This window comes from Rhizobium sp. PvP014, assembly GCF_017876855.1.
Lineage (GTDB): Bacteria > Pseudomonadota > Alphaproteobacteria > Rhizobiales > Rhizobiaceae > Neorhizobium > Neorhizobium soli.
Genome location: NZ_JAGIOT010000001.1, coordinates 365786 through 379085, shown reverse-complemented (window position 1 = coordinate 379085; position 13300 = coordinate 365786). Strand labels below are relative to the sequence as shown.

General features: G+C 58.1%; 19 protein-coding genes. 18 read left to right on the top strand and 1 reads right to left on the bottom strand.

Annotated elements, in window-relative coordinates; translation table 11 throughout:
- The 12 genes from J3A65_RS01725 to J3A65_RS01670 all read left to right on the top strand — a co-directional run bounded on the left by J3A65_RS01725 (position 1) and on the right by J3A65_RS01670 (position 6606).
- Positions 1 to 1278: a phage portal protein gene (locus tag J3A65_RS01725; RefSeq protein WP_245341402.1), complete on the top strand. Its 1278-nt coding sequence runs from the start codon at positions 1 to 3 to the stop codon at positions 1276 to 1278.
- Positions 1262 to 2128 (top strand): head maturation protease, ClpP-related, encoded by an 867-nt coding sequence (locus J3A65_RS01720; RefSeq protein WP_209898858.1) that lies wholly within the window; start codon positions 1262 to 1264, stop codon positions 2126 to 2128. Before J3A65_RS01725 ends, J3A65_RS01720 begins: the two co-directional genes overlap by 17 nt.
- 9 nt (positions 2129 to 2137) lie before the next feature.
- On the top strand, positions 2138 to 3385 hold the full coding sequence (locus J3A65_RS01715; protein WP_209898855.1) for a phage major capsid protein: 1248 nt from the start codon (positions 2138 to 2140) through the stop codon (positions 3383 to 3385).
- A gap of 70 nt (positions 3386 to 3455) precedes the next feature.
- Positions 3456 to 3833 carry a hypothetical protein gene (locus J3A65_RS01710; RefSeq protein ID WP_209898852.1) on the top strand — a complete coding sequence of 126 codons (378 nt, stop codon included), beginning with the start codon at positions 3456 to 3458 and terminating at the stop codon, positions 3831 to 3833.
- A gap of 10 nt (positions 3834 to 3843) precedes the next feature.
- A complete protein-coding gene (locus tag J3A65_RS01705) occupies positions 3844 to 4140 on the top strand; it encodes a head-tail connector protein (RefSeq protein ID WP_209898849.1) in 297 nt (98 codons plus the stop codon).
- A gap of 2 nt (positions 4141 to 4142) precedes the next feature.
- Positions 4143 to 4487 carry a head-tail adaptor protein gene (locus tag J3A65_RS01700; protein ID WP_209898846.1) on the top strand — a complete coding sequence of 115 codons (345 nt, stop codon included), beginning with the start codon at positions 4143 to 4145 and terminating at the stop codon, positions 4485 to 4487.
- Positions 4484 to 4885, top strand: coding sequence for a DUF3168 domain-containing protein (locus J3A65_RS01695; RefSeq protein WP_209898843.1), 402 nt, complete (start codon positions 4484 to 4486; stop codon positions 4883 to 4885). The genes J3A65_RS01700 and J3A65_RS01695 overlap by 4 nt, the downstream gene beginning before the upstream one ends.
- 3 nt (positions 4886 to 4888) lie before the next feature.
- Complete coding sequence (locus J3A65_RS01690) at positions 4889 to 5062, top strand: hypothetical protein (RefSeq protein ID WP_209898840.1); 174 nt, start codon at positions 4889 to 4891, stop codon at positions 5060 to 5062.
- Entirely contained in the window at positions 5059 to 5520 is a 462-nt protein-coding gene (locus J3A65_RS01685) for an HK97-gp10 family putative phage morphogenesis protein (RefSeq protein ID WP_209898837.1), read from the top strand. The genes J3A65_RS01690 and J3A65_RS01685 overlap by 4 nt, the downstream gene beginning before the upstream one ends.
- Positions 5521 to 5573: 53 nt before the next feature.
- Positions 5574 to 6017 (top strand): phage tail tube protein, encoded by a 444-nt coding sequence (locus J3A65_RS01680; protein WP_209898834.1) that lies wholly within the window; start codon positions 5574 to 5576, stop codon positions 6015 to 6017.
- A complete protein-coding gene (locus tag J3A65_RS01675) occupies positions 6017 to 6439 on the top strand; it encodes a gene transfer agent family protein (protein ID WP_209898831.1) in 423 nt (140 codons plus the stop codon). Before J3A65_RS01680 ends, J3A65_RS01675 begins: the two co-directional genes overlap by 1 nt.
- Positions 6440 to 6465: 26 nt before the next feature.
- Positions 6466 to 6606 (top strand): hypothetical protein, encoded by a 141-nt coding sequence (locus J3A65_RS01670; RefSeq protein ID WP_209898828.1) that lies wholly within the window; start codon positions 6466 to 6468, stop codon positions 6604 to 6606.
- Here the strand turns inward: J3A65_RS01670 and J3A65_RS01665 are convergent.
- Positions 6596 to 6943, bottom strand: coding sequence for a hypothetical protein (locus J3A65_RS01665; RefSeq protein ID WP_209898825.1), 348 nt, complete (start codon positions 6941 to 6943; stop codon positions 6596 to 6598). The two genes, J3A65_RS01670 and J3A65_RS01665, sit on opposite strands and share 11 nt — an antisense overlap.
- 25 nt (positions 6944 to 6968) lie before the next feature.
- Between J3A65_RS01665 and J3A65_RS01660 the strand changes: the two genes are divergently transcribed.
- Genes J3A65_RS01660 through J3A65_RS01635 form a run of 6 tightly spaced genes read left to right on the top strand, consistent with a single transcriptional unit; the run spans position 6969 to position 13262 of the window.
- Entirely contained in the window at positions 6969 to 9137 is a 2169-nt protein-coding gene (locus tag J3A65_RS01660) for a tape measure protein (protein WP_209898822.1), read from the top strand.
- Positions 9138 to 9139: 2 nt separating this feature from the next.
- Entirely contained in the window at positions 9140 to 9844 is a 705-nt protein-coding gene (locus J3A65_RS01655; protein ID WP_209898818.1) for a hypothetical protein, read from the top strand.
- Positions 9831 to 10406: a hypothetical protein gene (locus tag J3A65_RS01650; protein ID WP_209898814.1), complete on the top strand. Its 576-nt coding sequence runs from the start codon at positions 9831 to 9833 to the stop codon at positions 10404 to 10406. The genes J3A65_RS01655 and J3A65_RS01650 overlap by 14 nt, the downstream gene beginning before the upstream one ends.
- Positions 10406 to 10786 (top strand): hypothetical protein, encoded by a 381-nt coding sequence (locus tag J3A65_RS01645; RefSeq protein WP_209898811.1) that lies wholly within the window; start codon positions 10406 to 10408, stop codon positions 10784 to 10786. Before J3A65_RS01650 ends, J3A65_RS01645 begins: the two co-directional genes overlap by 1 nt.
- Positions 10786 to 12825, top strand: coding sequence for a hypothetical protein (locus tag J3A65_RS01640; RefSeq protein ID WP_209898807.1), 2040 nt, complete (start codon positions 10786 to 10788; stop codon positions 12823 to 12825). The genes J3A65_RS01645 and J3A65_RS01640 overlap by 1 nt, the downstream gene beginning before the upstream one ends.
- A complete protein-coding gene (locus tag J3A65_RS01635; protein WP_209898804.1) occupies positions 12822 to 13262 on the top strand; it encodes a hypothetical protein in 441 nt (146 codons plus the stop codon). The genes J3A65_RS01640 and J3A65_RS01635 overlap by 4 nt, the downstream gene beginning before the upstream one ends.
- Positions 13263 to 13300 lie beyond the last annotated feature (38 nt).

Here is a 13300-nt window from a genome sequence, read left to right as displayed (position 1 = left end):
ATGGGCATCATGGATTTGTTTCGCGGTAAGGCCGCGGCAGTGACAGCGTCTCAGCCGCGCGCAGAGGCGAGCGGCGGCGCTGGTTTCGTCTCGTTGGACGATCCATTGGTGGTCGAGTACCTGCGCACCGGCATGATGACGGCGAGCGGCTTCACAGTGAACCCGGAAACAGCTCTGCGAAACCCGTCAATGTTTCGTGCCGTCAGTCTCATCTCAAACTCGATCGGGATGCTGCCTCTCCATCTGATCGAACAGAAAACGAAGGAAAAAGCCAAGGGCCATCCCCTCTACCGGATCTTGCACCGCAAGCCGAACGGGTATCAGAGCGCTTTCGATTTCCGGGCGTCGATGCAGATGCGAGCTTTGGTTCACCGGAACAGTTACGCGCGCATCCTGCGCTCGACTGACCTGCGGACCGGTAAACCAACGATCATCGGCTTGATCCCGCTTGAGTCGAAGCGAATGACCGTCACGCTGAGCCCCAGTTGGCGCATGGACTATGTGTACCAGCCGGTATCCGGACCTCGGGTGCGCTATCAGGCGGAGGAAATTTTTCACCTTCGAGGCGCATCGCTAGATGGCCTCAACGGCTTCTCGCTCGTTGAACAGGCAAGGGAGGCCATCGGGCTTGCGCTTAGCGCTGAATTGGCTGCTGGCCGCATGTTCAAGCACGGCACTTTGGTTGGCGGCGCGCTTTCGCACAAAGGGACACTGTCCGATCCCGCCTTCGAACGTCTCAAGGCAAGCCTTGCAGAGAAGGAAGGCGCGGATAACGCCGGCAAGAACCTGATCCTCGAAGAGGGGATGGAGTGGAAGGCGTACGGTTCGAACGCAAAAGACTCGCAGATGACGGAGCTGCGCAAGCTCCAGATCGAAGAGATTGCCCGCGTATCAGGCGTGCCTCGGCCACTGCTGATGGTAGATGAAACGAGTTGGGGCTCCGGTATCGAGGCGCTGGGACAGTTCTTTGTCGCCTATGCTCTTAATCCTTGGTTCGAAGCCTGGCAGCAAGCGATCGAGCGTTGCCTCCTCGACGAAGACGAGGCCGATATCTACGAGGCCAAGTTCAATCCGGGTGCCCTTCTTCGAGGCTCGCTGAAAGAGCAAGGCGAATATCTGTCGAAAGCACTCGGCGCCGGTGGTCATCAGCCTTGGATCCACTACGACGAGGCTCGCGACACCATGGATCTTCCGGCTCGCGAGAAGCCAATCAATCCCATGATGAACCACAATGGCGGGCCACCGCTTGAGGGAGAAGGTAATGAGAACGCAGCGTAGTCGCTTCTTTGCCAAGATGCCCGCCATCGAAGAGAAGTTCTCTCGGCCGCAGGGTTTCAAGTACGAACCGGATCAGCCGTTGGCCGCTGCCTTTCGCGCTCGCTCCGGGGTAGAGAGTGGCGATCGGCCAACGATCAGCATGTTTGATTTCATCGGCGACGAGGGATTCTCGGACGCGCGAATGGCGGCAGCGCTGCGGACAATCGGAGCAGATACCGACGTCACGGTTGAAATTAACTCGCCAGGTGGCGACTACTTTCAGGGCGTCGCGATCTTCAACATGCTGGCGAGGCATCGCGGCAAGGTCACCGTCCATATCATGGGCATAGCGGCGTCCGCAGCGTCATTGGTCGCTATGGCTGCTGATCGTGTTCTTATCCCGTCAAACGGCGAGATAATGATCCACAAGGCATGGGGTATCACGGTTGGAAACTCCGACGATCATTCGTCGACAATCGAGACGCTGAAACACCTCGACCAGGCCATGGCTGAGACATACGCGAAGCGTGCCGGCCGTGAACCGGCTGAGATGCTGCGCATGATGGCAAAGAACTCTGGCGACGGAACGTACCTTCGCGGCCAGGCAGCCGTCGATATAGGCCTGGCCGATGCGCTTCTCGATATTCACGCTCAGGCGCCGGTCTACGCCGAAACGTCTGTTGATCTCCCGGAATCCCTTCGGGGCTGGGATAAGAAACTAGCTGAGGGCGGGAAACTGACCAAAGCCGAGCGCAGATCTCTCTTCAACGACATTCGCGGCACGCAGGACGCTGTCGCACCCGCCATGCAGGACGCTGGCGTTCTCGCGAGCCTTCAAGCTCTCGCATCCACCATATCAATCAACGATTAGGAGACAGTAATGTCGATCATTCATCGCCCGCGTGCTCGCGGGCTTGTTGCTGTGCGTGCTGAAGCACCCGGTGACCTCAAGGCTGCAATCGAAGCCGTTAACCGCGGCTTCGAGACGTTCAAAGCTGAACACACGAAGCAGCTCGACGACCTGAAGAAGGGGAAGGCAGATGTCGTTCTCGACGAGAAGGTCGAGCGCATCAATGCCGATATCGGCACGATGCAGGCCAACATGCAGAAGGCCGTCGACGAACTCAACCTGAAGGTTGCGGCAGCCAGCGGCGGCGTGATCGGTGATATTCCGGGCGATCCGGAATACACGAACGCGTTCAAGGCGCACATGCGCAAGGGCGATATCTCCGCTGCCATGCAGAAGGGCACGGCGGAAGATGGCGGCTATCTCGCTCCAGTCGAGTGGGATCGAACGATTACCGGCAAGCTCAAGCAGGTGTCGCCGATCCGCGCGAACGCCCGGGTGATCACCATCACCGCGGCCGGGTTCAAGAAGAACTTTACAGACCGTGCAGTCGGCTCGGGTTGGGTCGGTGAAACGGCGTCTCGCCCTGCCACGTCGACTCCCCAGATCGGCCAGCTGGACTTCCCACTTGGCGAGATCTACGCAAATCCCGGCATCTCTCAGCAGCTGCTCGACGATGCGGCGATCGACCTCGAAGCCTGGCTTGGCGACGAAGTCGACACTGAGTTCTCGCGTCAGGAAGGGATCGCGTTTCTCTCCGGCAATGGCGTCAATAAGCCTCACGGTGTCCTGACCTACGTCGAGGGCGCCGCGAACGCTGCACGTCACCCGTGGGGGGCGATTGGGGTCGTCAAGTCTGGGGACGCCACGAAGCTGACGCCAGATGGCTTCCTGGATCTCTTCTACTCGATCCCCTCGGAGTTCCGTGCCGGTGCCAAGCTCTTCACGAACCGTCAGTCGCAGGGCGCCATGCGCAAGCTGAAGGACGGCCAGGGCAACTACCTGTGGCAGCCGTCCTACGCGGTAGGCCAGCCGGCAACGTTGGCTGGGGAATCGATCGTCGAAATCCCGGATATGCCTGCCATCGCCGCTGATGCCATCGCAGCCCTCTATGGCAACATGGAAGCAACCTATCTCGTCGTCGACCGAGTCGGCATTCGCGTCCTGCGCGATCCCTTCACCAACAAGCCATTCGTTCACTTCTACACGACGAAGCGGGTTGGCGGCGGCGTCTACAATCCTGAGCCGATGCGCGCTCTCAAGATCGGCGCCAACACCTGACGCTCGCAATGGGCGGATCTGCCGCCCATTGATTTCCACCCGTTATGCCCAAAACTCTAAGGAGGTCATCATGGCCACGAAGAAGGAAACTGCAGCGTCTGCGCCTACTGGTAAAGCTGCTGTGGCAAACCACGAGACTGAAACCGTTTCGGTCACCAATAGCGGCGACCTACCGTCCGTAGCCGACACGACGTCAGCAGTCGATGACGTAAATCGACCTGCAGACATCGCGCCCGCAACGACCGTCGATCCGTCGGGCGCACCGGTGCAGATCGTCCCTGACGTCGATCTGTCCCACCCTGCCGTGGACGCTAATCCGCGTGCCGGCACGACTGTTGCGCAGAACCAGATCGACTTCAACGATCCGACGATTACGGGCTCTCAGGCTGTAGCGAAGGCTCTGCGCGAGCAGGGCGTCGAGATCGTCGAAGATCCCTCCATCAAGTAAGGTCGCACCAATGGCAGACGTCGTCGTCCTGACTACCGGCCCGCTCTACACCCTTGACGAGGTTAAAGAGCACCTTCGCGTCGATGGCAGCGACGACGACGTAACCATTGCGGCCTACATGGATGCAGCTCAAGAGTCCGTGCTGCAATACTGCAACCTTTCCCTCGTTCCAGTGGGGAAGGAAAACACATTCAAGGTCGCGGCGTTGATGTACGTCGCGGCAATGTATGAGAACCGAACCGGTCTCGACGGACTCCCAAAGTCGGCGCAGCTGCTCGTGAACCCTTATCGTTGGATGCGGGTGTAGCGATGGAAGCTGGCAAGCTGAACCGGCGTGTTGCATTCGATGCGCCGAAGAAGGTCAAAGACGGTCATGGCGGCATCAAGAACGGCTTTGCCGACAAGGCCGATGCTACAGAGGTCTGGGCGAATTTCCGCTACCTTCGTGGGGGCGAAACGGTTCAGGCAGCGCGCCTGGCAGGGCGCCAGCCCATAGTTGTGACGGTTCGCAGCAGTTCGCAAAGCAAAGTCATCGATACCAGCTGGCGGATGCGCGACGGCGATGGCGAGATCTACAACATCCGGTCCGGACCTGTTCCTTCGGATGATCGGCTCTATCTCGAATTCACCGTAGAAGGCGGCGTGGCAGTATGAGCGTTTCCGTTGCCTTTCAGGACGTCATCCTTCGCCTGCTTAAGGAGAGTGCCGCCGTTCAGGCTATCGTCGGTGACCGCATTTACGACGGCGTGCCAGACGATGCAGTGTTTCCATACATCAGTTTCGGCCCTTCAGATTACAATCCAGACGATGCAGACTGCATTGATGGTCGCGAGGAAGCGATCCAGCTGGATTGCTGGAGCCGTGATGATGGCCTGAAATGGCCCTGCAAGCAGCTCGTCGATGCTGTGAAATCCGCTCTGCATGACCACGATGATGAACTCACGTCCGGCGCTCTCGTCCAGATGCGTGTCACCTTGGCCCGTGTGCTGGATGATCCCGATCGCATCACGGCGCATGGCGTCGTGCAGGTCACCGCTACCATAGAGGAATAGATCATGGCTCGCGTTAGGTTCACCAAAGATTTCGACTACAAGCCAAAGAGCCAGGTCACCATTGGCTACAAGGCCGACACGGAAATGACTGTGCGGCGAGAGTGCGCCGACGCGGCGATCGCTGCGGGTAAGGCCGTCGAAGTCGATGGCGAAGGCAGAGATGCCTCACCGGTATGAGCGCCAACATAGTCGGGCTTCGTCAGCTTCAAAAGAAGCTCGATGCTCTCCCTCGGATTGCTAAGGTCCGCATCCGAGAAGCGATGGAGCAGGGCGCTAACGAGATCGTCAATATGGCGAAGTCGCTTGTACCGGCAGAAAGCGGCGCACTTCGCGATAGTATCGGTTGGACCTATGGTCGAGCGCCAAAAGGCGCAATGGCTATCGGATCGATTCAGTCTGTCGGCGGCGATCTGACCATCACGATTTATGCCGGGAACAGCGAGGCTTTCTATGCCCGCTGGGTCGAGTTCGGCACATCACAGCATACTGCCGGAGGCAAGTTCGCCGGCGCAACAATCCCCGGCATTCCTGCTAGCCCGTATTTTTACGTCAGCTTTCGAGCAAATCGGAAGCGAGTGCGAGGACGGGTCACGCGAGCCATCAACAGGGCGGCAAAAGAAGTCGCCGCCGGCTGATCACGTCCACCCGCGGCTTGCCGCTGATCCCCGCCATATAGGAGCATATATCAATGGCACCTCCCGTAACTGCCCGATTTGGCAAGTTTCGCGTTCTACTTGGCAATGCTGCCAGCCCTATCGCTTACGCTGCACCCTGCGGCTTCACCTCGAAGTCCCTCTCGCTTGGGAAATCCCTCGCTGAGGTCATCATCCCGGATTGTGATGATCCTGATAAACCGAGCGCGACCGGCCGGGACGTGGAAAGTACAACGGCATCGATCGATGGCGAAGGCGTTCTTGCGGCTTCGGCTGTGACGACATGGCTGGATGCGTATGAGAGCGTCGACTCCATACCGGTCAAGGTTGAGGTCGAGTTCTCGAGTGGCATCGTCACGTGGACCGGCTACATGCATGTCGAAACGCTCGAGATCGGCGCGGAGCAAGGTGGGCGCGTCACCATCAACGTTTCGCTTCAGTCGGACGGCGAACTCGTCCGTACGGACACGTTCGCCTGATGAGCCGGGACGCATCAATCACTCTCACCTGGGCCGATGGCGACTTCAAGTTCCGACTTGGTTGGGGCGAGCTGGAAGAGTTGCAGGAGAAGACGGACGCAGGACCCTATGTGGTCCTGCAGCGCCTCCATAACGGCACTTGGCGCGTTCAAGACATCAGCAATGTCATCCGCATTGGCCTGATCGGAGGTGGCATGGCTCCGGACAAGGCGATACAGAAGATCCGCTTTTATGTGGAGCAGCGTCCTCCGATGGAGAGCATCCATCATGCCATTGCTGTACTCTCTTCTGCCTTACTGGGGGCGCCGGACGAGAAGCTGGGGGAGCCCAAAGCGCCAAAGCGGAAGAAAGGGAGGCGATCGACAGCCTCCCCAACGGAAAGCTCCGGTTTGGCGCCATCTACGGAACAGGCGCCGCTATAGGCTTCAGCCCGCAGCAAGTGCGTCTCATGTCGATGTGGCAATATCAGGCTGGGGTAGAAGGTTACGTCAAAGCCAACTCTGCTGACGACGGCAAGCTTTCCTCTGCAGAAGTGGACGACGTATGGCAGTGGATGCAGTCAAAAGAAGAAGTAGCGCCTACTGGATGACTACGTCGTACGCTGCCCATTTTCGCTGCTTCTCATCGTAGACTACGCGCATTGTGTATGTCGATCGCAGCATGGCGCCAAAGCTGTTCTGAGAGTCTACTTTACCAATGATGTCAAACTCGCAGCGCTTCAGCGCTGTAGCCATTGCACTGTTTGGAAAAGAGGCGCTCGAAGGCGCTTTCAAATATTCCCTCACGAGATCCGTGGATGCTGCGATTGCGTCGCTGCTTTGATCGCAGGGAGATGTCACGGTCGCGTCTTTGGTGGCGCCGCTCATCACGTAGGCCACCAGTCCGATACCCGCAAATCCGGCAATGGCTTTCCAACGTTCGCCCATAGCTAACCGATAAGGTAAACAACGGATGGCTGCAACAGATCTTGAACGCTTGGTAGTGCAGCTATCTGCTGACATCAAGAAGTATGAGAATGCCTTGAACCGCGCCAGCGGAGTGACGAACCGTCAAGCCCGCGCCATCGAAACGCGCTTCGCAAAGATGAACAAGACTATCGAGGCAAGTTCGGCTTCAGCGGCTGCCGGATTTGTGAAAGCCTTCGCCCTGGTCGGTGGCGTCCAAGGCTTTAAGAACCTAAGCGATTCCGCAACCCGTGTTGATAATGCGTTGAAGGTCGCAGGCCTTTCAGGTGCTGAGCTTGAGAGAACATATCAGGCTCTGTTTGCGGCTGCGACGAAGAACGCAGTCCCGATCGAAACGCTGGTGAGCCTCTACAGTCGCCTTTCCCTTGTTCAAGGTGAACTAGGGGTGTCTCAGCAGCAGGTTGTTGCCTTCACCGAGAACATTGGACTTGCGCTGCGAGCCGGTGGCACTTCAGCGCAGGAGGCTTCTGGCGCTCTCACTCAGCTTGCCCAAGCTCTGGGCGGCGGCGTGGTTCGTGCAGAAGAGTTCGCTTCGCTGATCGAAGGTGCTCCAACTATCCTGCAAGCCGCAGCTGCAGGCATTGAACAGGCGGGGGGATCTGTCGCCAAGTTGCGAAAAATCATGCTGGACGGAGAGTTATCTTCGCGAGCGTTGTTTGACGGTTTCCAAGCGGGGTCGGTCATTCTGGAGCAACGAGTGGCGGGCTCGGTTCTCACTATCGATAATCGCCTCACGAATTTGCAGACAGCCCTTATCAATGCCGCGCGCGAATTCAACACCTCCGCCAAGGCAGGGGAGACGTTTGGCAACGCCATCGATCAGGTTTCGGCTTTCGTCAACAGCATCAGCTTTGATGGTCTCATTGGACAGATCCAAGGGGTGGTCGGAGCCGTTAATACGGCCATCGGCGCAGCAAACAGCCTAGCGCAAGCCTATAGTCGACTTTCAGGCTATGAAGGCATTGGACGAGATATCGTCAATATGTTGCCAGGTGACGGTGCACAGAAAAGCTTCTTTGGCGGCGGCTTGACCGTTGGTTCGACCGCAGGAATCACTGATCGCATTAATCAAGCATTCGAAGGTGAGATCCAGAAAGCAGGTGATCTAACCACTGACGCGATCAAGAAGAGTGTTCTAGGCAACGGAGGGGCTGTAACCCCAAGTAAAGCCCCACGCGTTCCGGCTGCGCCGAAGGCTCCGACGATCTCACTTGCAGACCCTAAATACGCTGTTCCGGCAACACCGAAAAAAGGAAGCGGTGGTGGCGGCGGGCGTAAGCGCCGCGGCGCCGGCGGTGGTGCCGGCTCTGCGGACGAGTATCAGCGTGAGATCGAGCAAATCAAAGAGCGGACCATTGCGCTGCAAACGGAAACGACCGCCCTTTCGCAGGTAAATCCTTTAGTCAACGACTATGGTTTTGCACTTCAAAAAGCTCGCACAGAAAGTGATCTGCTTGCGGCGGCGCAGAAAGCTGGCCTTGCAATAACTCCAGCGCTGAAGGCCAATATCGAGCAGTTGGCCACTGGTTACGCGAATGCGAGCGTAGCGGCCGAACAGTTATCTCAGCGTCAGGATAATATTCGGCAAGCTGCCGATGACTTTCGAGATGGTGCGAAGGATGCCGTGTCGGGGTTTATCTCTGATGTCAGAAGCGGCACGAAAGCGACTGAAGCGCTAGGAAATGCCCTTACCCGTATCGGAGACAAGCTCCTCGATTTCGCCCTCGATGGATTGTTCTCCAAAGAAAGCCCGATTGGCTCCATCGTCAGTTCCTTCTTCGGTGGTATTAAACTGGCTGGCGGCGGCAGGGTCAAAGGACGGGGCGGTCCGACAGGCGATAAGATCCCGGCAATGCTCTCGGACGGAGAGCACGTGACGCGGTCTGCCATGGTGAAGAAACATGGCCCGCTACTCGATGCCATTAATGCCGACAGAGTTCCGCACCTTGCAAAAGGAACCCCTCCTATGCGGGCGCCGTCCATACCAAACATCGCTGGTGTTAAGAACCGATCAGCAGCTGCCCTCAACGTTCGAGGTGGCGATGTCATCATTCAGGGTGACGTCCGCAACTCGGCAACTGTGGAAGATATTGACCGGCGTGTTCGGGCGAGCGAAGCCAGGATCGCCTATGCTCAGCAGAATGGGTGGCGGTAGCAATGGTCTCTTACTGGTCTAGCGCCCTCGTTCCTCAGTCGGTCATGTTCCGGCTGAAGCCCATGAACGCGCGCGGCCCCATGACATTCTCTGGCAAGTCTCAGGTTGTTGGAACTGATGCAGGGTTTTGGGTCGCGACGTTATCGAATTTCATCGTTCGGACGCCAGATCATATACGAGAGTGGCGGGCACTTGTTGCCGATCTGCAGGGCGGTTTGAATGACCTGGTCATCGGCGCCTTCGACTGCAAACAGATCCCGCGTGTCGACGGGCTACCCGTAGTGATCCGATCGCCCTTCGCTGAAAACGGCGCACTTGTCGATGGTCCCTGGACCAGCCGTAATTCCATTCGTGTATCAGCGAACGGGGCGGCCAGCATGCGCTCGACCACACTCGTTTTGGAGGTCGGACAGGCCGGCCCGCTGAAGAAGGGCATGTACTTTACTATTCGGACGCTTATCGCAGGTGTGCTGGTTCCGCGTATGTACATGATTACTCGCGAACCTGAGGTGGTTGGTTCCAAGGCGACCGTGCGGTTCCTGCCGCCGCTTCGGCACGCCGTTGATGCTGGAGCTGATGTGGATTTCACGAATCCTGAAGTCGCTATGAACCTGTCGTCAGATGACGAGGGTGAGCTGGATATCCGTATGCGCCGCTTTTCCTCTCCATCTCTCAATCTGCAGGAGAGCTGGAATGGACTTTCCTGAAGCAATCAAGGCGCATCTGGCCGGCCGTGTGGTTCGTAAAGCTCGGCTCCTGGAGCTGAACTTTGTCAGCGAGCCAATGGGGTTGTGGAACGGTTTCGGAAAGCTGGTCACCAAGGATAACAAGGTCTGGCTTGGTGTCGGCGGACTGGGCAAGATTTCCGGCGTTGCCTCGACGATCGGTGGCAAGGCTCCCGAGTTGGTTTTCACGCTGTCAGGGGTAGACGAAACATTCGCGGCCAAGGCCAAAGGTGAGGCTACCGAATATTTCGACCGCGCTGCTGTCGTCTATGACCAGTTCTTTGATGAGGAGTGGGGCCTGCTCGATGCGCCTTACGCTGTGTCGTTCGGGCTTATGCGCAAATTCACGTCGACACGCGAGGCAAGGGAAGACGGCTTCGTTCGGACGGTTTCAATTTCTGCAGAGAGCCCGTTCGCGGCAAAGAAGCGTGCGAAGTTCGCCTACCTCACACCGCAAGATCAGCGAAACCGTCATGCCGGCGATGCCTTTGCTGATGACACGCCGGGTATCGACACCCGCCGGATCACGTTCCCGGATTTTTGATGCTCGAAACATTCCTGGCTGAGGCCGCTCGCTCCGACCATGTTTGGTCGCAGAGCGATTGCGCGATGACTGTTGCCAACTGGTGGCGCTTCAAACACGGCGTCGATCCTGTCCCAAATTTGCGCGGGAGCTATTCGACTGAGGACGAATGCCGTGCAGTCGTTGAGCGTGAGGGTGGCATGCTTGCAGCCATCACCGCGTGTGCGGCTCGCGTGAACGCGATTGAATGCGGCGACCCTCAGCCCGGAGATATCGGTGTCATTGCCGTACATGGCCTGGAGTTCGGCGCAATCATGGGTCCGTCCGGCCGCTGGATGGTCAAGTCGCGGCATGGCATTGCCGGCTATCGCTGCCAACACATCAAGGCCTGGAGAATTTAATGCCTGTCGCAGTTGTCGGCTTTATTGCATCGCTCGGCGTGCCTGGCCTCATCGGTGCAGGTGGCGCCTTGACGTTTGCTGGCAACCTGGTTGCGGGTGCCATTGGCCTCGGTATCAGCTTTGCGGCCAATGCGCTCTTTGGTCCAAAGCCTTCGAACCTTAAGCCTCAAGACGTAAAGTCGACGCTACGCCAGTCCGTGCTTCCCCGTCGCAAGCATCGCGGCATGGTGATGACCAGCGGCGGCTTTGCGTTCTACCGGTCTCGCAATGGCGGGCTGTATATGGTCATCTACCTTGGTGAAGGACCGTCGACAGAGTTCGTTCAGCATTACATCGATGATCGGCAAGTCGAGCTCGATGCGAATGGCTACATTCAGGGCAAGCCGATCAAGGGCAAGATCCGGATAGAGACGCGCGCCGGCCTGCCGATCGAAACCCACTATCAGAGTATTGCAACGGTCTTTCCCGAGATTTGGGGCGTCAACCACAGAGGCGACGGCTGTATCTCGGTCGCGATCACCGCAAGGGGCGCGAAGCAGGAAGATTTCAACTCGATCTATCCGAACCGCATTCCGCAGTACAAGGGGTTGAGGCGAGACGGCGCAGCGCTTGATCCTCGCACCAACATCAGAGCGTGGACTTCGAACCTCAATCTGATCTACCTCGATTATCTGAGTGATGCCGATGGCGCCGGGATCAGTGCCGACTACTTCGATGCGGATGACTTTGCAGTAGCAGCCGACGTTGCGGACGAGATCCTGCAGACAAACGGTGCCGGGACCGTGCATCGCTACCACGGCCAGCTTTCGTACGATCTGACCACAGAGCCCTCCGACATTATCGAACGCCTTGAGACGGCAACAGACAGCCGGATCTATCTCAAGTCGAACGGCAAGATCGGCATTCATCCTGGCGTCTGGGTCGAGCCGACCGTCCGCATTCACGACGGCTGCATCAACAACTTCGAGATGTCTGATTCCAGCGGTCCGTTGCGGGAAGCAAACGAAGTGACGCTTGAGTACACCAACCCGCTGGCAGGTTATTCGAGTTCGTCATGCGATCCCTGGCGGGATGAGGTGGATATCAGTGCGCAGGGCACGCGCACCATCCCGATCGAGGCCTACGAGATCCAGAACCATCATCACGGACGGCGCGTTCAGAAACTAAAATACGAGCGGGCGTCTGCTCGTTGGCAGGGAAAGATCATCACCGACCTGTGGGGAATTCAGGCCCGCGGGGAGCGCCGGATACTTCTTGAGATCAAAGAGCTCGGCATCGACTTTCAGCCATTCGAGATCGAGGATTACCAGGAGGACGACGAGACCATGACGGTGATGATGGAAGTGCGCAGTTGCCGCCCCTCTATGTACTCTCTGTCGTCGCAGGAAGAGGGAACCCCGCCACCTGTGCCGCCAAGCACTGAAGAGTCGGATCTCGATCCACCTTCAAACCTTGTCGTGATCGGGGGGCAGCGGAAAGTTTCGGGCAACAACAAGGTACCCGTCATCACCGCAACATGGGACCCTTATCCTGACAGGGATGACCTCACGGCCTATGCGCAGATTTCAGTTGCTGATCAGAACAAGTGGAACCCGATGAGCCTGGCCAAGAATGGCCTCGGCGCAGAGGCGCTGGGTCTTGAAGACGGGGCGCTCTATGACGTCGCGGTCGAATGGCGAAAGGTTGGCGGGACCGTATCCGAGCAAGCTCTGGTGGAGAACACCCGGGCAATCGCGGACGCAGATAAGCCTGCAATGCCGATTGAGTTGCAGGCTCCCGTCAGTGGGCTGACGGTGACTGTCAGCGCGCGCGCCTTCAACGACAACACCGCTTATCTGTCGTTCCGCCGCGGCACGGCCTTGCAGACTTTCGATCAGGCGACGGACATTTCCGGCAACCTGCGAGTAACCGCAAATGAAGTTCGCGCCTTTGCCGACAATCCCGGCATAGGCACCTGGCGCTATTGGGCGCTCTCGACCAATGGCTCCGGCGTCAAGTCGGATATGCCAGCCGGTCCAGTGACAGTCTCGGTGACATGATGCCTCAGATCGACTGGAGACACGAACAGCGCGCTGCTGAAGCTATGGCGAAGGCAGCAAAAACAGATGCGGACGAGGCGAAGTCCATTGCGCAGGCGACGGACAAAACGATCAAGTCCGCTGCGATCGTATTTGAGAAATACCTATCGATCACAAAGGGACCTCAACTGAGCGTCCTGGCCGCACCGCAAGTGGCGTCCTTCCAGATACCCGAAGTGAAGTTCAACGATATTGTCTTCGTCCACCGGGCTGGCCGTGCGACCAATGGGCCGCCTACTGCTCCTGTTGTGGTGGTAGGTGGCATCTCGCTCGAAAGCACAGGGTACGTGCCTGCCGATGGCGTCGTCGAGGTCTATTACTCAATCCCGACGATCGTCATCGCTCTTGGCGCCTCGCTTATAATTCCTCTGCGGCTACGCGGCTTCCGCGCTTCTTGAGCGCTTTCCTTGCCTGCCTTACGGCCCTGCGCCGGCTC